General features: G+C 60.1%; 23 protein-coding genes. 4 read left to right on the top strand and 19 right to left on the bottom strand.

The window, feature by feature from the left end:
• Window positions 1-69: 69 nt before the first annotated feature.
• The 11 genes from NAP1_RS04000 to NAP1_RS03945 all read right to left on the bottom strand — a co-directional run bounded on the left by NAP1_RS04000 (window position 70) and on the right by NAP1_RS03945 (window position 10,871).
• Window positions 70-513: a hypothetical protein gene (locus NAP1_RS04000; protein ID WP_007163952.1), complete on the bottom strand. Its 444-nt coding sequence runs from the start codon at window positions 511-513 to the stop codon at window positions 70-72.
• Between the two features lie 154 nt (window positions 514-667).
• Window positions 668-1,399: a DUF3445 domain-containing protein gene (locus NAP1_RS03995; RefSeq protein ID WP_241761178.1), complete on the bottom strand. Its 732-nt coding sequence runs from the start codon at window positions 1,397-1,399 to the stop codon at window positions 668-670.
• Between the two features lie 67 nt (window positions 1,400-1,466).
• Complete coding sequence (gene bioB / locus NAP1_RS03990) at window positions 1,467-2,474, bottom strand: biotin synthase BioB (RefSeq protein ID WP_007163950.1); 1,008 nt, start codon at window positions 2,472-2,474, stop codon at window positions 1,467-1,469.
• Window positions 2,471-3,217, bottom strand: coding sequence for an alpha/beta hydrolase (locus tag NAP1_RS03985; protein ID WP_241761177.1), 747 nt, complete (start codon window positions 3,215-3,217; stop codon window positions 2,471-2,473). Before NAP1_RS03985 ends, bioB begins: the two co-directional genes overlap by 4 nt.
• A 95-nt stretch (window positions 3,218-3,312) precedes the next feature.
• Window positions 3,313-5,574, bottom strand: a complete 2,262-nt coding sequence (gene scpA / locus NAP1_RS03980; protein ID WP_007163948.1) for a methylmalonyl-CoA mutase — start codon at window positions 5,572-5,574, stop codon at window positions 3,313-3,315.
• Window positions 5,575-5,682: 108 nt separating this feature from the next.
• Window positions 5,683-6,456 (bottom strand): enoyl-CoA hydratase-related protein, encoded by a 774-nt coding sequence (locus NAP1_RS03975; RefSeq protein WP_007163947.1) that lies wholly within the window; start codon window positions 6,454-6,456, stop codon window positions 5,683-5,685.
• A gap of 103 nt (window positions 6,457-6,559) precedes the next feature.
• Window positions 6,560-7,000 carry a methylmalonyl-CoA epimerase gene (gene mce, locus NAP1_RS03970; RefSeq protein ID WP_040464231.1) on the bottom strand — a complete coding sequence of 147 codons (441 nt, stop codon included), beginning with the start codon at window positions 6,998-7,000 and terminating at the stop codon, window positions 6,560-6,562.
• Window positions 7,001-7,255: 255 nt separating this feature from the next.
• A complete protein-coding gene (locus tag NAP1_RS03960; RefSeq protein WP_007163945.1) occupies window positions 7,256-8,788 on the bottom strand; it encodes an acyl-CoA carboxylase subunit beta in 1,533 nt (510 codons plus the stop codon).
• Window positions 8,789-8,852: 64 nt separating this feature from the next.
• The gene (locus NAP1_RS03955) at window positions 8,853-9,089 is read right to left on the bottom strand and encodes a helix-turn-helix transcriptional regulator (RefSeq protein WP_007163944.1); all 237 of its coding nucleotides are present in this window, start codon (window positions 9,087-9,089) and stop codon (window positions 8,853-8,855) included.
• Window positions 9,089-9,718, bottom strand: a complete 630-nt coding sequence (locus NAP1_RS03950) for a DUF2975 domain-containing protein (protein ID WP_007163943.1) — start codon at window positions 9,716-9,718, stop codon at window positions 9,089-9,091. Before NAP1_RS03950 ends, NAP1_RS03955 begins: the two co-directional genes overlap by 1 nt.
• Before the next feature lie 127 nt (window positions 9,719-9,845).
• Window positions 9,846-10,871 carry an NAD-dependent epimerase/dehydratase family protein gene (locus NAP1_RS03945; protein WP_007163942.1) on the bottom strand — a complete coding sequence of 342 codons (1,026 nt, stop codon included), beginning with the start codon at window positions 10,869-10,871 and terminating at the stop codon, window positions 9,846-9,848.
• Window positions 10,872-10,947: 76 nt separating this feature from the next.
• On the opposite strand from NAP1_RS03945, the gene NAP1_RS03940 reads away from it, so the two are divergent.
• Window positions 10,948-12,081, top strand: coding sequence for an FAD-binding oxidoreductase (locus NAP1_RS03940; RefSeq protein ID WP_007163941.1), 1,134 nt, complete (start codon window positions 10,948-10,950; stop codon window positions 12,079-12,081).
• A gap of 2 nt (window positions 12,082-12,083) precedes the next feature.
• On the opposite strand, the gene gorA is transcribed toward NAP1_RS03940, so the two are convergent.
• The 5 genes from gorA to pgi all read right to left on the bottom strand — a co-directional run bounded on the left by gorA (window position 12,084) and on the right by pgi (window position 18,648).
• Entirely contained in the window at window positions 12,084-13,439 is a 1,356-nt protein-coding gene (gorA, locus tag NAP1_RS03935) for a glutathione-disulfide reductase (RefSeq protein ID WP_007163940.1), read from the bottom strand.
• A gap of 100 nt (window positions 13,440-13,539) precedes the next feature.
• A complete protein-coding gene (locus NAP1_RS03930; RefSeq protein ID WP_007163939.1) occupies window positions 13,540-14,568 on the bottom strand; it encodes a hypothetical protein in 1,029 nt (342 codons plus the stop codon).
• Window positions 14,569-14,678: 110 nt separating this feature from the next.
• Window positions 14,679-16,133, bottom strand: a complete 1,455-nt coding sequence (locus NAP1_RS03925; protein WP_007163938.1) for a DEAD/DEAH box helicase — start codon at window positions 16,131-16,133, stop codon at window positions 14,679-14,681.
• Between the two features lie 225 nt (window positions 16,134-16,358).
• A complete protein-coding gene (locus NAP1_RS03920) occupies window positions 16,359-16,781 on the bottom strand; it encodes a hypothetical protein (RefSeq protein WP_007163937.1) in 423 nt (140 codons plus the stop codon).
• 325 nt (window positions 16,782-17,106) lie between these two features.
• Window positions 17,107-18,648 carry a glucose-6-phosphate isomerase gene (gene pgi / locus NAP1_RS03915; RefSeq protein ID WP_007163936.1) on the bottom strand — a complete coding sequence of 514 codons (1,542 nt, stop codon included), beginning with the start codon at window positions 18,646-18,648 and terminating at the stop codon, window positions 17,107-17,109.
• 98 nt (window positions 18,649-18,746) lie between these two features.
• On the opposite strand from pgi, the gene lepB reads away from it, so the two are divergent.
• Genes lepB through era form a run of 3 tightly spaced genes read left to right on the top strand, consistent with a single transcriptional unit; the run spans window position 18,747 to window position 21,195 of the window.
• Window positions 18,747-19,595, top strand: coding sequence for a signal peptidase I (gene lepB, locus NAP1_RS03910; RefSeq protein WP_007163935.1), 849 nt, complete (start codon window positions 18,747-18,749; stop codon window positions 19,593-19,595).
• Entirely contained in the window at window positions 19,532-20,290 is a 759-nt protein-coding gene (gene rnc, locus NAP1_RS03905) for a ribonuclease III (RefSeq protein WP_156777189.1), read from the top strand. Before lepB ends, rnc begins: the two co-directional genes overlap by 64 nt.
• A complete protein-coding gene (gene era, locus NAP1_RS03900; RefSeq protein ID WP_007163933.1) occupies window positions 20,287-21,195 on the top strand; it encodes a GTPase Era in 909 nt (302 codons plus the stop codon). Before rnc ends, era begins: the two co-directional genes overlap by 4 nt.
• A gap of 13 nt (window positions 21,196-21,208) precedes the next feature.
• Here era and NAP1_RS03895 read toward each other — a convergent pair whose 3' ends face one another.
• The 3 genes from NAP1_RS03895 to NAP1_RS03885 form a co-directional block, all read right to left on the bottom strand.
• On the bottom strand, window positions 21,209-21,790 hold the full coding sequence (locus NAP1_RS03895) for a hypothetical protein (protein WP_007163932.1): 582 nt from the start codon (window positions 21,788-21,790) through the stop codon (window positions 21,209-21,211).
• 52 nt (window positions 21,791-21,842) lie between these two features.
• The gene (locus tag NAP1_RS03890) at window positions 21,843-22,340 is read right to left on the bottom strand and encodes a PleD family two-component system response regulator (protein ID WP_007163931.1); all 498 of its coding nucleotides are present in this window, start codon (window positions 22,338-22,340) and stop codon (window positions 21,843-21,845) included.
• A 116-nt stretch (window positions 22,341-22,456) separates the two neighbouring features.
• Window positions 22,457-22,786, bottom strand: coding sequence for a hypothetical protein (locus NAP1_RS03885; RefSeq protein WP_007163930.1), 330 nt, complete (start codon window positions 22,784-22,786; stop codon window positions 22,457-22,459).
• Between the last annotated feature and the right edge of the window lie 84 nt (window positions 22,787-22,870).

The following is a 22,870-nucleotide window of genomic DNA, read 5'->3' as shown; positions in this document are numbered from 1 at the left end:
GCAACGCCTATGCCGCTCCCGAAGGCCCGTATCAACCTGCCTTGTGTGGGTAAGGTCGGTGTCGCTGCGTCAGTCGAGGTCGATGTGACCGATATGGTTCTGCGAGCGGTCGACCGTGGCCATGTACTTGGCCCAGTGGGCGGCAACCGCTTCCTCGCCGCCCAACTGACGCGCGAGCTCGGCGTTCCATTCCTCGTTGCGTGGATTGTTTTCCCATCCCATCGAAGCGATGCCGTCTTCCATCTTGAAGGCGACGACCATGTCCCATTCGCCTGTGTCCATGTGCAGCGCCATCGGACCATCGCGGCCAAGCGCTTCATCGACTTTCACGAAAGCCTCGATCAGCTTCATCGCTTCCTGCATCTTGCCGGGATGAAACTTGAAGAAGACGACGCTGTACCAGTCCTTCTTCGCAAGTTCCGGTTCAGCCGCATCCATGTGTGCCTCGGCCATCGCAGGCGTGGCTGCAAACGGAACGGCAAGAGCGGCAGCAGCCGCCAGTAAAATACGCATGATTGTTTTCCCCCAATCGATCCCAATCCATGCGACCCGGCTGACGAGGCTAATCCCGAAAAAAGGCCAACAAAAGGCATGAACTTGTAGGAAAGCGTCAATCTTTAGAGGCTGCTGAACGCTCTCAAACGAGCGGTTCTAAGCGGCGCAGTGATCAGCTTTGCGCGATCCGGGCGGCGCATTGAATCAAGGCATCAGCGTAGGCGGGAGCGCCGCGCCTGTCGCCCTCGCCCGCAACGAGGCTTTGCGTCGCCTCAGCCAGCCGCTCGAGGTTCTCAGTCGAAAGCGCTGCCAGCGGTTCAACATAGATGCCGATCGTGAACAGAATTGCGCCTGTTCGGGGGAGCCTTCGCAGTGTTTGTCGCTCAGAACGCACGAACAGGGTTTCGCCTGCATTTTCTGGCGTGACATGCGCAAACGCCTCAGCCGCAGGGCGCGCCTCAATCCATTGCTTGTCGCCGGTTGCCGCAATGAACCAGTTGCAGCGGCCATAGATTGCGCCGGGTTTGAGCGTCTCCATGAAACGATCGACCCCAGTCGCGAGTTGCTCCTCATACCCGGCGATCGGCGCGTGAAGCGCACGCAAAGGAAGGCCGATCTTGTCTTTGGGGTGCCAGTCTGAGGGCCAAGCAACCGCAGCGCCGATCAAGCGATACTGATCTTCGCCCTCGCGCTTGGTCAGGAGGCACATGTCTTCATGTGACCCCATTGCGGCTTCAGGAAGACTTCCGTTGAGACCAACTAGAGCAGCAAGTTCGCGCCCTGGCTCGTCGACCTGAGGTGTCAGTTGCATGCCTTCGGGCCAATCGGCGAAAGCTTTACGCCTCGCTTCAAGGTCCGGATCGGGCTGAAGCCACTCTTCCTCAGCGAGGCGAACCAGACCCATCCGTAGCTGCCCTCCCCCGCGCGCTCGCGGAAGAAGCGAATTGACGGAGAAACCGAGCGACATGGGCCTATGCCGGTTCGCTAACCTTGCAGGCGCGCGCTGGCTCGTCGCCCTGAAGGGATGTGAGGCCAAGCTTGGCGAAGAGTGCGCCGCCGCTGTCATCGCCAGCATTGGGAGCGGTCAGCAGCTTGTCGCCTGTGAAAATCGAGTTCGCGCCCGCAAAGAAACACAGCGCCTGCGTCGCCTCGCTCATGCTTTCTCGTCCAGCTGATAGGCGCACCATGCTCATCGGCATCGTGATGCGAGCCACCGCCACCGTGCGGACAAACTCAATGTCGTCGATCTTCGCCATCGGCGTATCTGCGAGCATATCGCCCAGCACCGTGCCCTTCACCGGCACGAGCGCATTCACCGGCACGCTTTCGGGATGCTCGGGCAGCGTCGCGAGCGTGTGGACGAACCCCACGCGATCCTCGCGCGTTTCACCCATCCCCACAATTCCTCCGCTGCAAACATTGATGCCAGCTGTGCGCACATGATCGAGCGTATCAAGGCGGCACTGAAAATCGCGCGTCGAGATCACCCGCTCGTAATACTCCGGGCTGCTGTCGATGTTGTGGTTGTAATAATCGAGACCCGCTTCGGCGAGCATGTCGGCCTGATGCGGCTCGAGCATGCCAAGCGTCATGCACGTCTCAAGTCCCATGTCGCGCACGCCTTTCACGATCTCGACGATCTTGGGCATGTCGCGGTCCTTCGGATTGCGCCAGGCTGCGCCCATGCAGAAGCGCTGAGAGCCTGCATCCTTCGCCTGCGCGGCGCGTTGAAGCACCGCCTGCACGTCCATCAGTTTGGTCGCTTCGACACCGCTGTCAGCCTTTACGCTTTGCGAGCAGTAACCGCAGTCCTCAGGACAACCGCCAGTTTTGATGCTCAGCAGCGTGCAAAGCTGGATCTGCTCTGGCGGATGATTTTCACGGTGAACGCTGGCCGCACGAAAAAGCAGTTCGGTGAAAGGCAGGTCGAACAGGTCCGCAATCTCTTCGCGGGTCCAGTCGGTGCGCAAAGTCGTCATTCATCTTCTCCCACTTCGCTGCATTCGACAACGAAGCCATATTCTTCGAGCCAGTCGGCCTTCGTAGGCAACAAGAACTGGAGCGCCTCGGCAAGAAGCTGATGCATCGCGTTCGCGTGGCGTACGTGACTATCGCGCCGATCCGCAAAACAGAGTCTGTCTCCAGCTTCGCCAACGAAACGCAGCGCCCCTTCTTCAGTCGCGCCGCCTTCATCGGCTAGCGACAGGAAAATCGGAGGCCGTTCGACAGGACGTTCACCGGATAGCCTGTACGAAAGGCTTTGGTTGTCCCATTGCAAGCTCGGCGAGAGCGCCGCGTATCCATCAAACGCACTGGGCGCCGTGATCCATGTTTCGGCCACGAAATGCCCTGCGGCACTTTCGCCAACGAGGATCGCGGTGCCATTGTCCCGATAACGCGCCCGGATCATGGGCATGACATCTTCAACCAGCCATCGACGAAAGCTTTGAGCCTCGCCTGCGGTCGGATAGCGCTCGCGTTCTTCAATCGATTTTGTGGGAGGCAGCAACTCGCGTTGGCGGTCGACTGTCTCGATACCGACAATAATCGCAGGCTGGCTACGCCGCCAAAGTTGGTTCCAGCTGTGGATGCCGTGCGCCAGATAAAGGTCCTGTCGCTCGCCACCGTCCAGAACGACAATAAGCGAGTATTCCCTGTCGCCTTCATCGTAATCGAGCGGAAGCAGGACATTAATCCGCCGGTCGGCTTCGTGAGTGGTCACCGCATACGACTCGCCCAACGAAATGGGCGCTGGCTCCTCAGCGTAGGCCGGGCTTGCGATCAATAGCGCGGCGAGTGCCGCAACGCAGCCAAGTCTCACTCCGCAGCCTCGTCCAGCCCTTCGCCGAGTGGCGGCATGTTATGGCCGAGAAGCGTAAGGATGTCCGCAGCGCACTCGACCACGTTCGAACCGGGCCCGTAGATCCCTTGAACGCCGGCCTCGCGAAGGAAGTCGTAATCCTGCGGCGGGATGACGCCGCCTGCGGTGACCTTGATATCTGCGCGCCCTGCCTCTTTGAGCAGTCTGATCAGCTCGGGGATCAAGGTTTTGTGGCCTGCCGCCAAGCTGGAAGCCCCTACGATGTCAACCTGCTTGTCGAGCGCCATCTGGCAGGTTTCTTCGGGCGTCTGGAACAGCGGGCCGGAGACAACCTCAAAGCCCATGTCCGAAAATGCGCTGGCGATGACATTCGCACCGCGATCGTGCCCGTCTTGGCCCATTTTGGCGACCATGATTCGTGGCTTGCGACCAAGACGGCGCTCAACCGCGTCGACGCCTTCGGTTACTTGTGCCCAGCGGCGGTCGAATTCGTAGGCGCTTTTGTACACACCGCTTACGGGCTCAGGCGTCGCATCGTGGCGCCCGAAGGCAGCTTCCATGGCTGCAGATATTTCGCCCAAGGTCGCATCGTGGCGTGCCGCCTCGACCGCCCTGCCCAGCAAGTTCACATCGGCTTGCTTTTCAAGTTCTGCAATCTTTGAGGGCGGAAGCGGGATGTCGTTCTCGTCGCGGCCTGTCAGGATTGCTGCACGGTGTGTCGTCGGATCGGCCTGAGCAGCTTCGGTCAGCGCCTTGAGCGCCGACTGGCATGCAGCCTCATCGCGGCCCGCGCGCACCTTCTCGATCCGCGCGATCTGGCTCTTTCGGACCTTCGCATTGTCGATGTCGAGCGTGTCGATCGGGTCTTCTTCGTCCTTGCGGTACTTGTTGACGCCAACGATCACGGTCTCGCCCTGATCGACCATGGTCTGCTTCTCCGCAGCAGCCCGCTCGATCGCCGCCTTGGGAGCGCCGGTCGCAACATAGGCGGTCATGCCGCCAGCTTCGTCGACCTCGGCGATGAGCTTTTCAGCCTCTGCAACGAGCGTCGCGGTCAACGCTTCGATGTAATGCGAGCCGCCGAGAGGATCGACGACATTGGTGATGCCGCTTTCTTCCTGCAGCACCAGCTGCGTATTGCGCGCGATGCGGGCGGAGAAATCGGTGGGGAGCGCGATGGCTTCATCGAGCGCGTTGGTATGAAGACTCTGGGTTCCACCCAGCGTCGCAGCCATCGCTTCAATGGTGGTGCGGATGACGTTGTTGTAGGGGTCCTGTTCCTGCAAGCTCACACCACTCGTCTGGCAATGCGTGCGCAGCATCTTCGAACGCTCGCTCTTCGCACCCAGCCCGTCCATCACGCGATACCAGAGAGTACGAGCGGCGCGCAGCTTGGCGATCTCCATGAAGAAGTTCATGCCGATGCCAAAGAAGAACGACAGGCGCCCCGCAAACGCATCGATATCGAGCCCTGTCTCCATCGCGCGCACGGCATATTCTTTGCCGTCAGCGATGGTGAAAGCCAGCTCCTGCACCGCCGTCGCCCCAGCTTCGTGCATGTGATAACCGCTGATCGAAATGCTGTTGAATTTCGGCATGTTGGCCGAGGTATATGCGATGATATCGGACACAATCCGCATGCTCGGCTCAGGCGGATAGATGTAGGTGTTGCGGACCATGAACTCCTTGAGGATGTCGTTCTGAATCGTCCCCGAGAGCTTGTCCTGCGAAACGCCCGACCGTTCAGCCGCGACGATGTAGAAAGCGAGCACCGGGATCACCGCGCCGTTCATGGTCATCGACACGCTCATCGTGTCGAGCGGGATTTGGTCGAACAGAATTTCCATGTCCGCCACCGTGTCGATGGCGACGCCCGCCTTGCCGACATCGCCCACCACGCGCGCGTGATCGGAATCGTATCCGCGGTGGGTGGCGAGGTCGAAAGCGACGCTCAGACCCTTTTGTCCCATCGCAAGATTGCGGCGATAGAAGGCGTTCGATTCCTCAGCGGTCGAAAAGCCCGCGTACTGCCGGATCGTCCACGGGCGCCCGGCATACATGCTTGCCTTCACGCCGCGTGTGAACGGAGCGAAGCCCGGAAGGCCGGGATCGAATTCCGCGTGGTCTTCTGCCGTGTAGAGCGGCTTGATCTCGAAACCTTCTGGCGTCTGCCAAGTGAGATCGCGGCCCTTGCTTTCCTTGTCAGCAAGAGCCTTCCAGTCGGCGGGGGTCGGCCGGGAGTCGTTCGTGTCGGTCATGAGGGATGCCTATACACCAATCGCGACCCCCGCCAACGCGCGAGGGTGCACCAGATTGCGAATATGATTGTCTCGGGGCCCTACATGAGCCCCAGAAATCGAAGTCGCCTACTTGCCTGTAAAAGCAGCCTTGCGCTTCTCGAGGAAAGCCGTGCCGCCTTCCTTTGCATCGTCCGACGCACCTGCGATACGCTGAGCTTCGGCTTCTGCCAGCAGCACATCGTTCACCCCGCCATCTAGCGCGGTCATGATGTTGCGTTTGATATTGCGATACGAAACGGTCGGACCATTCGCGAGCTTGTCAGCCATCGCGCGTGCTTCGTCCATGAGCAGTTCGTCGTCGACGCATTTGTAGACGAGGCCCCATTCCTCTGCCTGCGCTGCGCCGATCTTTTCACCCAGCATCATCATGCGGGTCGCCCGCGCGCGGCCGATAGCGCGCGCCAGCATCCAGGTAGAGCCGCCATCGGGCACGAGGCCGATATTGACGAAAGCCTGAAGGAAATACGCACTCTTCCCCGCAATGGTGAAGTCCGCCGCGAGTGCGAGCGAGCACCCGACGCCAGCTGCCGGCCCGTTGACCGCGCAGATTACGGGAACATCGGCACGCAGCAGCTGGTTGATCGCAGGGTTGTAATGATGAAGCAGCGCCTCGTGGCTTCCGCCCTTGGAATCCATCGAGCGGGCCGAAAGATCCGCGCCCGAGCAAAAGCCCTTACCCTCGCCCGTGATCAGCACGCAGCGCGCGTCACCCAGGTCATAGAACACCTGCGTGATTTCGTCCGCCATCTGCGGGGGCATGGCGTTGAGGCGATCGGGACGGTTGAGTGTGATCGTGGTCAGCGGGCCGTCAGCTTCGACGCGGATGGTTTCGTAGGTCACTTGTCTCTCTCCCAAGCGAAATGGTTTGCGTTTCGTTTGGCAACGCTTTGCCCAAACGCGGCGCGTGAGACAAGTCCGCTACGACGCGGCACGTAAAGCGTGATCAGTGAGCGCCGTCCTTGGGCGTCTCCATGATCTCGGTAAGCATGCCCTGCATGTCCTTTGGGTGAAGGAAGAAGATCGGTGTTCCGTGCGCGCCGATGCGCGTGGGGCCGAGGATGCGCTTGCCCATCGCCTCGAACTCTGAGCGCGCTTCCTCGATATCGGGCACTTCGAAACAGACATGATGCTGCCCGCCGAGAGGGTTCTTGGCGAGGAAGCCGTTAATGGGCGAATTCTCGTCCAGCGGCTCGATCAGTTCGACCTGCGTCCCGTCCATGCCTGAATGGGTCGGCGTGTCGACGAAGCAGACCTTCACGCCCTGCTCCTCAATATCGAAAGGCTCGGTGATCGAGGTCGCTCCCATTGCGTCGCGGTAGTGCGCGATGGCTTCCTCCATCGAGGGCACCGCGTATCCGACGTGGTTCATGCGGCCTAGTTTCATGGGTCTCTTCCCTGCTTCAGAGTGTCAGAAATGTGAGGACGGCAAATGCCACGCCAAACACAGCGGTCATCGCCAGCTGTGGCCACGCATGGAAGGTCAGCCTCTTCGTAACATCATCGATATGCCACGAATTCGGACTGCGCCACAATCGCCAAGCAACCACGGCACAAACCAACGCAGCAATCGCAGCCAAGGCAACCAAGCCATCACTTGATAGAAAACTGCGAAGTGACTCCAGCATTCACGCTGTCCGCATCAAAGCGGGATGTTATCATGCTTCTTCCAAGGGTTCTCCAGCTGCTTCGTGCGCAGCTTCCTTAGCCCCAGCGCAACCCTCCGCCGCGTCGCATGCGGGTGGATCACCTCGTCGATATAGCCACGGCTCGCTGCCACGAACGGGTTAGCAAACCGCTCCTCATATTCCGCCGTTTTCTCGGCGATCTTCTCCGGATCGTCGCGGTCCTGGCGGAAGATGATCTCCACCGCGCCCTTTGCGCCCATCACGGCGATCTCTGCCGTGGGCCAAGCGTAGTTCAAATCGCCGCGAAGGTGCTTTGACGCCATCACGTCGTAGGCGCCGCCATAGGCCTTGCGGGTGATGACGGTGATCTTGGGCACGGTCGCCTCAGCATAGGCGAAGAGCAGCTTTGCGCCGTGCTTGATGATGCCGCCGAGTTCCTGCGCGGTGCCGGGAAGGAAGCCGGGGACGTCGACGAAGGTCACGATCGGGATCTCGAACGCATCGCAGAACCGCACGAAGCGCGCGGCTTTCTTGGAGCTCGCGATATCGAGTACGCCCGCGAGCACCATCGGCTGGTTCGCGACCACGCCTACCGTTCGCCCCTCGACCCTGCCAAAACCGCAGATGATGTTGGCGGCATGCGCAGGCTGGATCTCGAAGAAGTCACCCTCGTCGAGCGTCTTTCGGATCACCTCGTGCATGTCATAGGGCTGGTTGGCGTTGTCGGGGATGATCGTGTCGAGGCTCGGCTCCTCGCGGTCCCACGGGTCGTTCGTGGGAAGTTCGGGCACTTCTTCGCGGTTCGACAGCGGCAGGTAATTGAAGAAATCGCGCGTCGCGAGCAGAGTCTCGACGTCGTTTTCGTAAGCTACATCGGCAACGCTGGTCTTGGTCGTGTGCGTGATTGCGCCGCCCAATTCCTCCTGCGTCACGACTTCGTTCGTGACGGTCTTCACCACGTCCGGCCCGGTGACGAACATGTAGGAGCTGTCCTTCACCATGAAGATGAAGTCGGTCATCGCAGGCGAATAGACCGCCCCGCCCGCGCAAGGCCCCATGATGAGGCTGATCTGAGGGATGACGCCGCTCGCCAGCACGTTGCGCTGGAAGACCTCGGCATAGCCGCCCAGCGACGCGACGCCTTCCTGAATGCGCGCACCGCCGGAATCGTTGAGACCGATCACCGGTGCGCCGACCTTCATCGCGGTGTCCATGACCTTGCAGATTTTCTCCGCATGACGCTTCGACAGCGATCCGCCGAAGACGGTGAAATCCTGACTGAAAACATAGACGAGGCGGCCGTTGATTGTGCCGCTTCCGGTAACGACGCCGTCGCCGGGAATCTTCTGCTTCTCCATGCCGAAATCGACGCAATCGTGTTCGACATATGTGTCGATTTCTTCGAAGCTGCCTTCGTCCAGCAGGACGTCGAGCCGTTCGCGCGCGGTCAGCTTGCCCTTGGCGTGCTGCGCGTCGATCCGCTTTTGCCCGCCGCCCATGCGAGCGGCTTCACGGCGGCGTTCCATTTCGGCGATATTGGCTGACATTCAAAAAAGCCCCTGATCACAAGTCGCATAGCGCCTAGCGATCAGACCACGCCAACGTCAATCGTCACTCGCTCGCCTCGGTGCCGTCGCTTTGATCTTGCGCACGGTATTCGAGGATATCGCCGGGTTGGCAGTCAAGCTCGCGACAAATTGCCTCGAGCGTCTTGTAGCGGACGCCTTGAACTTTGCCTGTCTTCAAGAGCGACAGATTGGTGTTCGAAATGCCAATGCGCTCGGCCAGTTCCTTCAAACTGACCTTGCGCTTGGCCATCATCACATCGAGGTTGGTGATGATAGGCATCAGACCACGCTTTCGCTGTCTTCGCGGAATTGCTGGCCGGATCGGAAAGCTCCTGCCGCGAGGAATGCAAGGAGAGAGAGCAGCAGGCTGGAGATCGGCGGGCTGTATTCGAGCCAGATGTTCTCGACCCCATCCTTGTCCCAGCTGATCGAGGGATGGATCGCCCGCCCCTCAATCGCGGGCAGCGCGTTGATAATGACGCTCTGGACAATGATTGTTGCCACCACCGAAAGCGCCGCCCCGAACAGCAGGATCTGGCCGATCCGCTTGAGGCTTGTGACGTTGCGATCGGTGAACACCTCGCCCGCACCGATCCGCGAGAGAAGCCCGCGCAGGTAAACGAGGCTCGCAGCGAACAGGCCGAGGAAGGTGAACTGAAGCGCGAGCCGCAGAGCGCGCAGCCATGCATGATCGTCGATGCGGATAGTACCTTCCTTCAATTGCCAGAAGGCGGTCCCCTCTTCGTCGAGATATTCCATACGGATGTTCTCGCTCGAGGCCGGATAGCTCACCATGTGAAACTTGCCCTCGGCAATCGCGCCGCCCGCTTTCAGGATCGCCCCCAGCGCCGCAAGCGCGACCAGCACGATCAACATATCGACCAGGCGGCGTGTCCAGACTGCACTCATCGTCTTCCCTCCAAAACTGTGTTTAACAGCCTAATGGCAGCGAGGGAAACGATTCGCAATATATATTTTATGTTTTACGTAAATTATATGTCGCCTTGCGTTTTGGCGAATTTGAGCAAAAAGTCGTTCAGACCTTCACGACACCGTGTTCGATCAGGCTCTTGGCGCAATCGATCACGCTTTCTTTTGCAGGGCGCGTTTCCCATCCGAGCCGCTCCTTCGCGTGGCTGGTATCGCAATGGCGGCTCTTCCCAAGCTCACTCTTGATCGAGCGGATGCCTTCGTTGAACAGACTGAGAATGTGCACGAGGAAGTTGGGCATGACCTTGGTCGGCACCTTCTTCGTGTGCTCCGGTGGCAGGCCATCCTTGAGCATCTTCGCCACATCGATGAACTTGTAAAAGTCGCCGGCTGCGAGAAAACGCTCTCCCGCAAGTCCTGGCTCTTCGAGGCATTTGACATGCAGTTCGGCGGTGTCGCGCGTGTCGACGATTGCAAAGCCAAGGTCGGGTGCCATCGGCACATCGCCTGCGAGCAATTGGCGCACAGCCTCCACCGATGGCGAGAAATCGGGATCGTCGACAGGGCCAAGCACCATGGAGGGATTGACCGAGACGAATTCCATGTCGCCACCGTGCTCGGCCACCCAATCGCGCGCGGTGCGCTCTGCAATGGTCTTGGACTTGATGTACGGATAAACATCCGGGTGAGTGATGTCGGTCCAGTCGCTCTCATCGACCGTGTAGACCTTGTCGCTGCGACCATATGCGACCGCTGCCATTGAGCTGGTCTGGACAAAGCGCGTGACCCCCGCATCCTTGGCAAATCGCAGCGCGCGCAGCGTACCTTCGCGGGCGGGGACAATCATCTCGTTCTCGTCCTTCGGGGTCGATGCTGCGATGGGAGACGCGACGTGCGCGACATGCGTGCACCCGGCAACCGCCTCTGCCCAGCCATCGTCGGACATAAGCTCTGCCTCGAAAACCTTGACCTTGTCCTCGCCCGGATTGCCGAGGCGATCGCGCAGCAGCGCCTCGCTCTTTGCCTTGTTGCGGACGGTGGTGTGAACGGTCCAGTCGCGCGCCAGCAACTGGCGGATCAATTCGCCTGCGATGTAGCCGGTTGCGCCGGTTACGAGTACGGTCTTGCTCATGGCGAATGCTCTCCCTTTGTTGTGTTGTATCGAAGGCTAGTCACTTGCGTTTCGACCTGCAACTTTGTGAGCCGAAATGACACGATACGACATCTGCGTGATCGGCGCCGGAATTGCCGGGCTGTCGCTTGCTGCAAGGCTTGCAGAACATGCCAGCGTCCTCGTGGTCGAAGCAGAAAGCGCGCCCGGCTATCACGCATCCGGCCGCAGTGTGGCCTTTGCCCATTTCGGCCTTGGTGAGCGCGTGGTGCGCACTTTGACAGCGCTCAGCCTCGAAGAATTGGCAGCGGATCCGAGCGATGACCGAGCGCGCCCGGCCGAGGTGCACAGCGCTCTGCACATAGCCAGCAGAGCTGAACTGTCCGCGCTCGACGCCTTGGAGAAAGTGCACCGGGACTTTGGCTGCGACTTCGAGCGGCTTTCAGGTGAAGAAGCCGCCGAAATCGCGCCCGCATTGAAGATCGGGCCGGAACACTGCCACTCGGCCATCCTCGATCATGGCTCGCTAAAACTGGACGCCGACGCGATGCTGCAGGGCCATGTTCGAGATATCAGGGCGCATGGTGGTCGCCTCGAATTTTCCAGCGCCGTGCGTAAGATCGCGCGCGCGGGCGAAGACTGGGTGATAGATACTGAGAGCGACAGCTTCAGCGCACCAATCCTGATTAACGCAGCTGGTGCATGGGCAGACGCCGTCGCCGGGATGATAGGGGCCCGACCCATCGGCATCGAACCACGCAGGCGAACGGTCATATCTTTCTCAGGTCCTGAGGGCTCGAACGTTTCGCACTGGCCGTTCGTTAAGACCGTAGGTGCCGGTTTCTACATGCTGCCCGAAGGCGCAGGGCAATTGCTGGCCTCCCCTATGGACGAAGGCGCGAGCGAACCATGCGATGCCGCTCCTGAGGAGTTCGACATCGCGACCATCGCCCATCGCATCGAGGAGGCGACCCGCTTGAAGGTGGCCCGGATCACTCATTCTTGGGCTGGCCTGCGCAGCTTCGCCCGCGACGAATTGCCCGTGGTGGGCTTTGCAAAAGACGCGCCCGGCTTTTTCTGGTGCGCTGGCCAAGGGGGCGCAGGCTTCCAGACCTCGCCCGCGCTTTCACGCATCGGCGAGGTTCTGGTGCGTGGCGAGGAGTGGCCTGGGGAGCTGGCAGCGCAAGGGCTTACCCCTGCGCTGTTCTCCCCTGCCCGGCTCAGCGCCTGACATTACCTCAGGAGAACGAGCTCTTCCGCAACGGTCGGGTGGATCGCCGTCGTGGCGTCGAAATCCGCCTTGGTCATCCCGGCTTTCACTGCAACCGCAGCCGCCTGCATGATCTCGGGCGAGTCCGGGCCAATCATGTGGATGCCCAGGATCTTCCCATTTGCATCGTCGCAGATCATCTTGACGAGACTACGCTCATTACGGTTGGCGACCACGTTTTTCATTGGGCGGAAGTCGGAGGTGTAAACCGCGACCTTGCCGTATTGATCCTTGGCCTCGCGTTCGTTCAGACCGACCGAGCAGATCGGCGGATGGCTGAAGACCGCGCTCGGAATGCAGGAATGATCGACGCTGTATGGCTCGCCCGGGCCGAACACGCTGTCGGCGAAGGCCTGACCCTCGCGGATTGCCACAGGGGTCAGCTGCACGCGGTCGGTTACGTCACCCACGGCGTAGATGTAGTCGACATTGGTCTTAGAATACTCATCGACCTTGATTTCACCCTTGTCGCCCAGCTCGACGCCGACATTCTCAAGACCGAGACCACTGGTGTTCGGCACGCGGCCCGTCGCAACCATGACGAGATCAAACTCGCGCTCTTCGTGATTGGTCATCTTCACCGCAAAGGTGCCGTCCTCGTTTTTCTTCACGTATTCGAATTCCGCGTGGAAGCAGAACTCGATCCCCTTCGTCATCGAGATTTGCATAAGCCGGTCGCGAAGGGCGAAGTCATATTGGCGAAGGATAACATCGGATCGGTTCGCAACGACCACCTTGCATCCAAACTCGTTGAAGATACCGGCGAATTCGTTGGCTATGTAACCGCCGCCCGCGATCAGCACGCGCTTTGGGATTTCGTCGAGATGAAACGCCTCGTTCGAGGTGATGCAATGCTCGCTGCCCTCAAACTCGGGAACATGCGGCCACGCGCCAGTCGCGATAAGGATGTATTTGGCGGTAACGACCTTGCCACTTGCGAGCGTGATTTCGTGATCGCCGGTAATCTCCGCACGCTCATGAAAGATGGTGACATCGTGCTTGTCGAGCGTATCTGTGTAGACGCTTTCAATGCGCGATACGTCCTTCATCACGTGGTCGCGTAGCTTGATCCAGTCGAAGCTCTTGCCCTCGATGGTCCAGCCGAAATGAGTCGCGTCCTCGAGGTCCTCGGCGAACTGTGCGCCGTAAACCAGCATCTTCTTGGGCACGCAGCCGCGAATGACGCAGGTGCCGCCGACGCGGTGCTCTTCTGCAGCCGCTACGCGGGCGCCATGAGCTGCAGCAACACGGCTGGCACGGGTGCCGCCTGAACCGATGCCGATTGTGAAAAGGTCGAAGTCGTAATCCTGGTCAGCCATGCTCGCTCCTATCGCATAACGGGTGCCTATGGCTGCGTTCGATCAAGGCTGCAACCGCGTTACTCGCGAATGGACGCGTTCTGCTTTGTAGCGAAAAAGCTCAGCTTTCGAGAAAGCGACCGTAGTCGCGCAGGAGCTCGAAAGCCTTCATGTTCTCAAGAGTGATCCGGCTTTCATCGGCGATACCGGTCAGGCGATAAATGAGCCTCAGGATCGCCTTTTGCTGCGTTTCTGATACGTCGACGAGACTGATCAGCATGTCGGGATTGTCGTGCTCAAGCTCGTCGAACAGCATTGCGACATTCATCGGATCGAAGCCGAAGCCCAGGAAACCAAGCCGCTTGCCACGCGACATTTCGGCGCGCAGGTATGACTGGAACTGGCGCGAAGACCCTCGTTGGCTTGCAGTGAAGATCCGCTTCGAAAGGCCGACGATGTTCTCGGGCCGCTCAATGCCCCATCCCACGCTCTTGTCCTCATCGCCTTGCCAAGGCAGCCGCCCTGCGACGCCGTAAGGGTGAACGATGCGGAGCCGGCCTGCGACAAGCTCGCAGGCCTCCTCGTAAGTCATTCCGAAGGCGCGCTGCACCACCCATGGCAGGTAATGTTCGATCGCTCGGTCGTAATTGAAGCAGACGATCGACAGCTTCTCAAAGCACTCCTCCGCTTTCGCGCGAGGGACGCCCTTCACGATTAACTGCCCAAGCTGGAACAGCCAGTTCTCGGTTCCTCGAAGCGGCAGTTCGTCGGCAGCGCGCGGTGCAGCGGCAAGCGTCGACTTCGATTCCGCCTGCAAGGTGTAATAGACGATTGCGAGCTTTCCCGCGGCCAGAACCGCAGGGTCATGGCCATATTGCTCCAGGATCGCATCAATCGATGTCGAGACAAGCGTCGCTTCGCGAATTGCGGTCGCGCCTGCGACCAGCTCGTCATAACTCAGTCCGATCTCGTCCGAGACCTGTTCGAAAAGGTTGGCGAGACTGATGAGGTCGCGGGACTTCACCTCCGATTCGAGCCGCTCAAACTCGTAACCCGCAGCGATCTTCGCGAGGAGGTCGGGCCCATCGGGCATCTCGATCTCGCGATTCGCTCCGGCGCCGATGATCAAGGTGGTATCGGTACGGATCATTGCGCGCGCGGCTTCCTATCTAGCGGTGAGCCGCCAGTTAGGAGCCGCATGCTTAATTTTCGCTTAGGTTAGCAGGCGTGATTGTCGATTTTTCGCGACAATCGACAGGCTTAGCCATTTGCAGAACGCGCATGTCCGCCGCCACCGCCCGGTGAACCGCCCTTACCGCGACGACCACGACGACCCGGGCCACCGCTGCGACGCGAATTGCCGTTGGGATTGCCTCCGCCCGGGCGACCCGAGGGCCGACCTTTGCGCGATGGGTGCTTGCCGCCTGGCTTCTTGGGCTTGGAAGAACCGTCACCCGCAGGCTTTCCTGCCGATGCGCCAGCGGGCTTCGGCTTGATCTTCTTTGCTGAAACACGTGTCGCGCCGCGAGGAGCAGGCTTGGTCGGGCCGACCCCCTCGACCACGGCGCGGAAGTTTTCCGGCAGGTTGAGCCGGTCGAGTTCTGCGCCAGTCGTCTTGCGAATATCCTTGAGATACGCGCGCTCGTCTTCGGCGCAGAACGCGATCGCGACCCCGTCCTTACCTGCACGCGCGGTGCGGCCGATGCGGTGCACATATTGTTCCGGCACGTTGGGCAGCTCGTAATTGAGAACGTGACTGACGCCGGGAATGTCGATCCCGCGCGCCGCAACATCGGTCGCGACGAGGATCATCGTCTTGCCCCGGCGAAACTCGTCCAGAGCGCGTTGGCGCTGAGGCTGCGACTTGTTGCCGTGAATCGCGTTGGCCGGGATACCGGCGCGGCTCAGCTTCTTCACGACGCGGTCGGCGCCGTGCTTGGTACGGGTGAAGATCAGAATACGCTCAAACTCGCCAGGCACCTTATGACGGCCTGACAAAATCAATTCGAGCAGCGATTGCTTCTCGTCCTGTTGTACCATGAAAAGGTACTGGTCGATCCGCTCAGCGGTCGTGCTTTCGGGCGTGACGGAGACCTGCACCGGGTTGTTGCAATAGCCGCTGACGAGTTCCTTGATCGCCTTTGGCATGGTCGCGCTGAAGAACAGCGTCTGCCGTTCTTTGGGCACCAGCTGGCTGATGCGGCGCAGCGCATGGACGAAGCCCAGATCAAGCATCTGGTCAGCCTCGTCGAGAACGAGCACCTCGACTGAGCCGAGGTTAAACGCCTTCTGGTCGATCAGATCGAGCAAACGACCCGGCGTCGCGATCAGGATATCGGTCCCGCGATGCAGCTTGTTGCGATCCTTGTTGACGCTGGTCCCGCCGACAATCGACTGAACCTTGAGACCGGCAAGCGCGCCATAATCCTTGGCGCTTGCGGCGATCTGCGAGACGAGCTCGCGTGTGGGCGCAAGCACCAGCATGCGGCACGACTTGAACGGGATGCGGTTATCGGCTTCGCGCAGGCGATCAATGCTCGGAAGCATGAAAGCGGCCGTCTTGCCGGTGCCGGTCTGCGCGATGCCGAGCAGGTCGCGCCCTTCGAGAACAGGCGGAATGGCCTGCTCCTGAATGGGAGTGGGAGTGGAATAGCCCTTGAGGTCAAGAGCCTGGAGAACGGGCTGCGAAAGCCCGAGATCGGAAAACTGGGTCATTGTGACTCGCAATAATATGCGACGCGCACGCCAAACGGGCATGCGGGAGCGCGGGGTTGATAACCACCCGCGTGAATTGGGAAGCTGTAAGAAGTTTGTTCGAGGCGCTGCCGGGGCGGGTAGTTTCAGAGCCGCCGCTTCACGCTGGCACAATCGCGCCTCGTCTTGGCGCGCCAGATGGGGGCGCACCGGTCAAATGTCAAAAGAATAGTGTTTTCGGAACGCTCAGTCAGCTTCGAGACGGTCGCGCACGTCCATGTACGAAATACGCGAAACGTAGCTGCCCTCGACCGGGGTGCCCGAGGCATCATGAGCCGGTTCGAACATGTGATGCGCGCTCAGAACATCGCAAAGCCTGTCGCTAACCCGGCGCATACGAAACTGTTCGGTGATCTCGCATCCCGTCACTTCGCCGGCCGCATCGACGGTCAGCTTATATGCGAGGTGCGAGCGCCACACGCGCATCCGGCGCGACGTCTTCATCAGTTCCCAATCGCCCGTCCATTCTTTCAAACGTACGGGAGTTGCTTCACCGGTCGCTGTTGCAGCGACCTGCGCACCGGTTTCATCGCCGTCGGTCTTCGCGAGCGCTGCAGGTGTGAGTGTAAGGGCAGCGGTTGCTGCGGACAGCGCGAGGAGACGGTTCATGAAGTGGACCTTTGGTTAAGGGGAAAGGGGTTGCGACGCGGCTGCGAAAATACGCAGAATTTATGAAAGTGCAAATATGACTCGGATGCTGCGCTGCAGCGTAATAAGTGTGCTGCGCGCAGGCATACTTGCAAATTTTCGATCCATCGCTTGATTTATAGCGTCGTGAATCGGCTTAATCATGCCAAGGCCTTGGTCATTTGTGACGCGCGGGTGACAGGCGTGATGTAGCGGAGCCACACTCGGCGCTCCGCCTCTCGGTATGTTCAGCAATAGAAGCTCCAACCTGAACAAGGCTTGAAGCCCGATCCGCGCCGACGAAACGCTATCCGCCGAGCCCTGCAGCCTGCATGAGCGCCTTGGTGCTCGCATCGAATTCGCCCTCGCCGCTGTCGATTGCTTTCGCCATCGCCTTGCCGAGTTCAACCCCGAACTGGTCGAACGGATTGATGCCCATCAGCACCGCATTCGCAAAGGTTCGGTGTTCGTGAAACGCGATGAGCGCGCCCAGAGTCGCTGCATCGAGATCATCCACAAGGAACATCGCACTCGGCCGGTCGCCGGGATAGTTGCGCGCGGGATCGTCCGAGGTCTTGCCAGCCATCAGCGCTGCCCCTTGCGCGAGGCAGTTCATCAGCAGGCTCGAGTGATGCGCCGGGTCGAGCTCATCGCCCGGAGCAATTGAAGCGATGAAATCGACGGGTACAAGGTGCGTGCCCTGATGCAGAAGCTGGAAAACCGCGTGCTGCGCATCGGTCCCCACACCGCCCCATGTGATCGGTGCGGTTGGACCGTTCACAGGCTTGCCATCGGCAGTGACGCTCTTTCCGTTCGATTCCATCTCCAGCTGCTGTAGATAGTCCGGGAACAGAGCCAGCCTCTCGTCATAGGCAAAGACTGCACGCGTCTGACATCCGCGAACGCGCGTATAATACAGGTCTCCAAAAGCTGCGAGAAGAGGGCCATTGGCCCTGCCCTCGCTCTCACGAAAGTGCGCGTCCATGGCCTGCGCACCGGCCAGCATGGCACTGAAATCGTCCATCCCCACGGCAAGCGCGACAGGGAAGCCGATGCTCGACCACAGCGAATAGCGCCCGCCCACGCTTTCGGGGAAAGGCAGGATGCGCGTTTCATCAACACCCCATTGCACCGCCTTTTCCGGGTTCGCGGTCAGCGCGACCACACGGCCGCTGGGATCGCTCACACCATTGTCCGCAAGCCATTTGAGCGCGCTTGAGGCATTGGTCATCGTTTCGGTTGTGGTGAAAGTCTTCGATGCCACTGCAATCAAGGTCGTCGCCGGGTCGCATGCAGCGAAGGCCTGTTCAAGCGCGAGACCGTCGATATTCGAGACGACATGGACGTCGACAAGCTTGAGGTCGCGGGTCAACGCGTCGACCGCCAGATCCGGGCCAAGTGCGGATCCGCCGATGCCGATATGGATCAGGTGCTTGATCTCACCCAGCGTGCCCTGATGGATCGCTTCGACCAACATGCCCATGCGCGCGAGCAGCGCCTCGGCTTCCTCTACATCGCTTTCTCGACCGCTGCCGCGCATGGCTCCGTGTGTAGCGGGCCGTCCTTCGGTCGGGTTGACGATCCCGCCATCGAACAGCGCATCGCGCGCCGCGCCGAATTGGGATGCCTTGGCAAGCTCCTCGAATGCGTCGAGCGCCGCATCGTTCAAATGGGTCTTCGACCAATCGAGCAGTATGCCGACCTCGCCCAACTCCCCTAGGTCGAATTCGAGCCGCTGGCTGAGCCTTGCAACGCGGTCCTCATCTGCATCGAATAAACCCGCGAGCGTTTCGGTCGGCAAGGCCGATAGCCTCTCCCAAGCGTCTGCGATACGCGATTGATCAGTCATCGAGAGGAATTCCTTCGCTAGTCGTTTGCACTCTAGGTTGCGTTTCTTCGCACACACCCCCTAGGCGGGACAGAACCTCGCGAGTAAGGGGGTCCGTAATGGATGTTAAGACCCAATCTGACGGCAGCGCCGCAATGCAATCTCAAAGCAGCTCTTCTCAAGAAGAACGCAAGGAGACACCGGCGAGTTTTGCCCTGTTCCTTTTGAAGCTTCTGCTTGCGGTGCTGATTTTCCGCAGCTTCATCTTCTCACCTTTCTCGATCCCGTCCGAAAGCATGCTTCCGCGGCTGATGAACGGCGACTATTTGCTCGCGGCAAAATGGCCTTACGGCTTTTCCAGCAACTCGCTGCCGTTCAATGCGCAGTTGATACCTGGCCGTGTTTTCGCAAGCGAGCCCGAGCGCGGCGATGTCGCGATTTTCAAGCACCCGGTCGACCGAACCGATTACATCAAGCGAGTCATAGCCCTGCCCGGCGATTCCGTCGCGATGGTCGATGGGCAGATCATGCTCAATGGCGAGCTGGTCTTGCGCGAGCCAATGGCGGATTTCGAAATACCCCTGTCCCCCAACACTGGCTGCGCCTGGGGCGGTGAAGAGGCCACCAATGCCGAAGGCGAGAGCGTGTGCCGATACACCCGATTCCGCGAAACGCTCCCTGGGGGTCGCAGCTACGAAGTGCTCGATTTCGGAACCACACCGGCTGACGATTTCGCGCCCAAGATCATTCCCGAAGGGCACATGTTCGTCCTCGGCGATAACCGTGACAATTCACGTGACAGCCGTTTCGAAGCGCGCGCCGGTGACGCTGTTGGCATCGTCCCTCAAGAGAACCTCGTCGGAGAAGCGAGCATCATCATGTGGTCGACCGATGGAAGTGCCGAATGGATCAAACCGTGGACGTGGTTTACTTCCGCACGCTGGAGCCGGATCGGCGGTACCCTGTGAGCGCGCTTCCCCCCGAGACCCGCGACTGGCTCGGCACGATTGGCTTTGAGGTGAAGGACGGCTCGATGTGGCTCGAGGCGCTCACCCATGGCAGCTTCAATTCCACACATACCGCGACCGGTCAGCCGGAGGCCGATTATCAGCGCCTCGAATTTCTCGGCGATCGCGTGCTCGGGCTCTCTGTCGCAAGCTGGCTTTTTCGATCGAGCGATCGGAGCAAGGAAGGCCAGCTTTCGCAGCGCCTTAATGCGCTCGTGAGTGGAGCGACCTGTGCGCGCATCGCCCGGACAATCGGACTATCCGATCACATCCGGCTCGGCAAACAGGCGCGCGAGGATGGCGGTTCGGACAGCGACAACATCCTTGGCGACGTGATGGAAGCGATTATCGGCGCGAGTTTTCTCGACAACGGTTTCGATACGACGCGCGCGATTATCCTAGAGCTATGGGAGCCGGAGCTTGCGGGCGATGCCGGCAAGGCCAAGCATCCCAAGAGCGCATTGCAAGAATGGGCCGCCGGCAATCGCCGTGCCATGCCTCAATATGATGTGATCGACCGCTCAGGCCCAGATCACGCCGCGCGCTTCACCGTCCGCGTCAGCATTCACAAGGTTGGCGAAGCTGAAGGCGTCGCCACTAGCAAACACGAGGCGGAAAAACTCGCCGCCGCAGAATTCCTGGAGAAATACGGGTGAGCGACACGCAGACCCCTACCCGCTGCGGCGTCGTCGCCGTTATCGGCGCGCCCAACGCGGGCAAGTCCACATTGGTGAACCAACTGGTCGGCCAGAAGGTCGCGATCACCAGCGCCAAGGCGCAGACGACGCGCGCACGGATGCTCGGGATCGCTTTACACGGTTCGGTGCAGATGATCCTCGTCGACACGCCGGGTATATTCGCGCCCAAGCGCCGCCTCGACCGGGCGATGGTCAGCGCGGCTTGGGAAGGCGCGGAGAGCGCGGACGCTGTTCTGCTGATCGTCGACCCGATCAAGCAACGCCGGCACGAGCTTGAGCCTCTGCTCGAGGCGCTCGAACAACGTTCCGAACGCAAGATCCTTGTCCTCAACAAGGTCGATAAGGCGAAGAAAGAGCCGCTCCTCGAACTCGCGCAGGAAATGTCGCAGCGCATCGACTTCGAAGAGATTTTCTTCGTGTCGGCACTCAGCGGAGACGGCGTTGCCGAGATGAAAGAGGCTCTGGCAGAGCAGATGCCCGAAGGCGTATGGATGTATCCGGAAGACCAGGTTTCCGACGCTTCGGAACGTCTGCTGGCCGCAGAAATCACGCGCGAACAGCTTTATCAGCAGCTTCACGAAGAACTGCCCTATGACAGCGCGGTCCGCCCCGAGCAGTACAAGACGCGCCCCGATGGCAGCCTCGAAATCCACCAGCAAATCATTGTCGCCCGCGAAACCCAGCGCGGCATTGTGCTCGGCAAGGGCGGGCAGAAGATCAAGGCTATCGGCGAAGCGGCGCGCAAGGAACTCGCGGAAATCCTCGGCGTAAAAGTCCATCTGTTCCTGCACGTAAAGGTGCTGGAGAATTGGTCCGAGGACAAGGAAGTGTTCGAGGAAATGGGGCTGGACTGGGTGCGATGACCGCAAACCCGTTCTAGCGGTTCAGAAGCACCTTGATCATCCGTACATAAGGTACAGCGGTCTGATCCGATCCGTTCATTGTGCCCAGCGGGACCGAGCTTAGAAAATCGCAAACCAGAGCGGTGTCCTGTTGTGTCGGATTGTCGAATGATGCGGCGCCTACGCATCCGGTGACGCGTCCTGTCTCGTCGACCTCCACAAGCGCATTGACCATTCCCGAGAACTCCGTGCTCGGGAGGGCGAACGCGATGTCAGGCGTTTCCCGAATTACTCCGGCTTGATCTTTACCGGGGTCTAGATTGACCTTTGTCGACGTGACGCCATGGACAGGCGCGCCGTCTTTTGCGGTCGCTGGCAGCACTTCGACACGTTCCAGCAGGCGACACAGCTGGCGTGCGAGTATTGCCGATCCCTCGGTGCGCTGAGGCGTGCATTCAATCACGCCGCCTTCGTCGTCGACGAACAGCAACACCTCGGTCGAAAAGCCTGAATCGCGACGCGCAATCGGCAGTTCGTCCGCCGCTCGCAAAACGTCGACAGGGTTGATTTGCGGAAGCGCAATCGCGCCGACCGCGGCAAGGAGGCTAAAACTCATGCGGAGCGCTTAGCGCAGTAGAAATCGAGAATGAAGCGTGATTCGCCTAGGATCAGCCCCGCTCCAGTTTCTCCAGCTTCGCCTTGAGCCCTGCCTCGTCGAACGGCTTCACGATGTAGTCGTCCGCCCCAGCCTTGATGCCGGCGTGTACGTCGGCTGCCTTGTTCTTCGAGGTGCAGAAGATCACCACCGGAGCCTTGGGTGTTGGGATGGCGCGCAGGTTCTTCACGAACTCCAGTCCGTCCATTTCGGGCATGTCCCAATCGGTCAGCACCACATGCGGCATCGATTTCTTGCAGCGAGCGAGTGCTTCAAGACCATCCTGCGCTTCGACAGGGACGTAGCCGAGGCTCTTGGCGATCTTGCTTGAAACCTTGCGAATGACACGGCTGTCATCGACGATCAGGCAGACCTTTTGCGCAGCGCGCTGGGCCTGTTGGGGAGCCGAGCCGTCGCGCATCGCCTTGGCCGCGCGGACGACCGCATCAATGTCGTTCGGATTTTCTTTATCCTCACGGGCGCCGCCCAGCGGATCGACCAATTCCTTCACGTCTTCAGGCGTCTCGATGGGTTCGCCATCGGGAACATTGGTGCCGCGCGCTTCCTCGGCTTTCGCCTTGGCTTCTTCGCGTGCCTGCTGCTTGTGCGGGCCGGTCGTGCGTTTGATCAGATTTTGAATGGTTCTGCCTCCCGTGCGAGCGAAGCGAATGCGTCTTCGCCTTGCAGGTCGTGGGAAGCGTCTTCGTCGAACGCCCCCTGAGTGTTGTCGGCATCATCGCCGCCTACGGCTTCGCCGGGAGTCATGCAGACATGCAGGTATGGCATCCAGATGTCGCCGTATTCGGCCTTCTGATACCATACGTCGAGTACATCGTAGCTCGCCCACATTCCGTCGGGTTCGCGCAGGCGCAGCCCTTCGCCGATCCGCGGCACCGCAGCAAAGCGGAGGCGTTCCTGAGTCTGGTGAGTCTCGTTCTGGACTTCGATTTCGATCACAGCATTGGTCCCTGGTCTAGGGACCCGTGATAGGCAGCAATGTTAAAGGATTTACCAACGCGGGCTTCGATTATGCTTTCATTG

The sequence above is a fragment of the Erythrobacter sp. NAP1 genome (assembly GCF_000152865.1).
Taxonomy (GTDB): domain Bacteria; phylum Pseudomonadota; class Alphaproteobacteria; order Sphingomonadales; family Sphingomonadaceae; genus Erythrobacter.
The sequence above is the reverse complement of the archived record's forward strand: the minus strand, read 5'-3'. Positions and strand labels throughout refer to the sequence as shown.

Bases quoted from the DNA above. Each gene is read 5' to 3' on its own strand.
- NAP1_RS04000 (WP_007163952.1), bottom strand. From the start codon at position 513: ATGCGTATTTTACTGGCGGCTGCTGCCGCTCTTGCCGTTCCGTTTGCA.
- NAP1_RS03995 (WP_241761178.1), bottom strand. From the start codon at position 1,399: ATGGGTCTGGTTCGCCTCGCTGAGGAAGAGTGGCTTCAGCCCGATCCG.
- bioB (WP_007163950.1), bottom strand. From the start codon at position 2,474: ATGACGACTTTGCGCACCGACTGGACCCGCGAAGAGATTGCGGACCTG.
- scpA (WP_007163948.1), bottom strand. From the start codon at position 5,574: ATGACCGACACGAACGACTCCCGGCCGACCCCCGCCGACTGGAAGGCT.
- mce (WP_040464231.1), bottom strand. From the start codon at position 7,000: ATGAAACTAGGCCGCATGAACCACGTCGGATACGCGGTGCCCTCGATG.
- NAP1_RS03960 (WP_007163945.1), bottom strand. From the start codon at position 8,788: ATGTCAGCCAATATCGCCGAAATGGAACGCCGCCGTGAAGCCGCTCGC.
- NAP1_RS03955 (WP_007163944.1), bottom strand. From the start codon at position 9,089: ATGCCTATCATCACCAACCTCGATGTGATGATGGCCAAGCGCAAGGTC.
- NAP1_RS03950 (WP_007163943.1), bottom strand. From the start codon at position 9,718: ATGAGTGCAGTCTGGACACGCCGCCTGGTCGATATGTTGATCGTGCTG.
- NAP1_RS03945 (WP_007163942.1), bottom strand. From the start codon at position 10,871: ATGAGCAAGACCGTACTCGTAACCGGCGCAACCGGCTACATCGCAGGC.
- NAP1_RS03940 (WP_007163941.1), top strand. From the start codon at position 10,948: ATGACACGATACGACATCTGCGTGATCGGCGCCGGAATTGCCGGGCTG.
- gorA (WP_007163940.1), bottom strand. From the start codon at position 13,439: ATGGCTGACCAGGATTACGACTTCGACCTTTTCACAATCGGCATCGGT.
- NAP1_RS03930 (WP_007163939.1), bottom strand. From the start codon at position 14,568: ATGATCCGTACCGATACCACCTTGATCATCGGCGCCGGAGCGAATCGC.
- NAP1_RS03925 (WP_007163938.1), bottom strand. From the start codon at position 16,133: ATGACCCAGTTTTCCGATCTCGGGCTTTCGCAGCCCGTTCTCCAGGCT.
- NAP1_RS03920 (WP_007163937.1), bottom strand. From the start codon at position 16,781: ATGAACCGTCTCCTCGCGCTGTCCGCAGCAACCGCTGCCCTTACACTC.
- pgi (WP_007163936.1), bottom strand. From the start codon at position 18,648: ATGACTGATCAATCGCGTATCGCAGACGCTTGGGAGAGGCTATCGGCC.
- lepB (WP_007163935.1), top strand. From the start codon at position 18,747: ATGGATGTTAAGACCCAATCTGACGGCAGCGCCGCAATGCAATCTCAA.
- rnc (WP_156777189.1), top strand. From the start codon at position 19,532: ATGGATCAAACCGTGGACGTGGTTTACTTCCGCACGCTGGAGCCGGAT.
- NAP1_RS03895 (WP_007163932.1), bottom strand. From the start codon at position 21,790: ATGAGTTTTAGCCTCCTTGCCGCGGTCGGCGCGATTGCGCTTCCGCAA.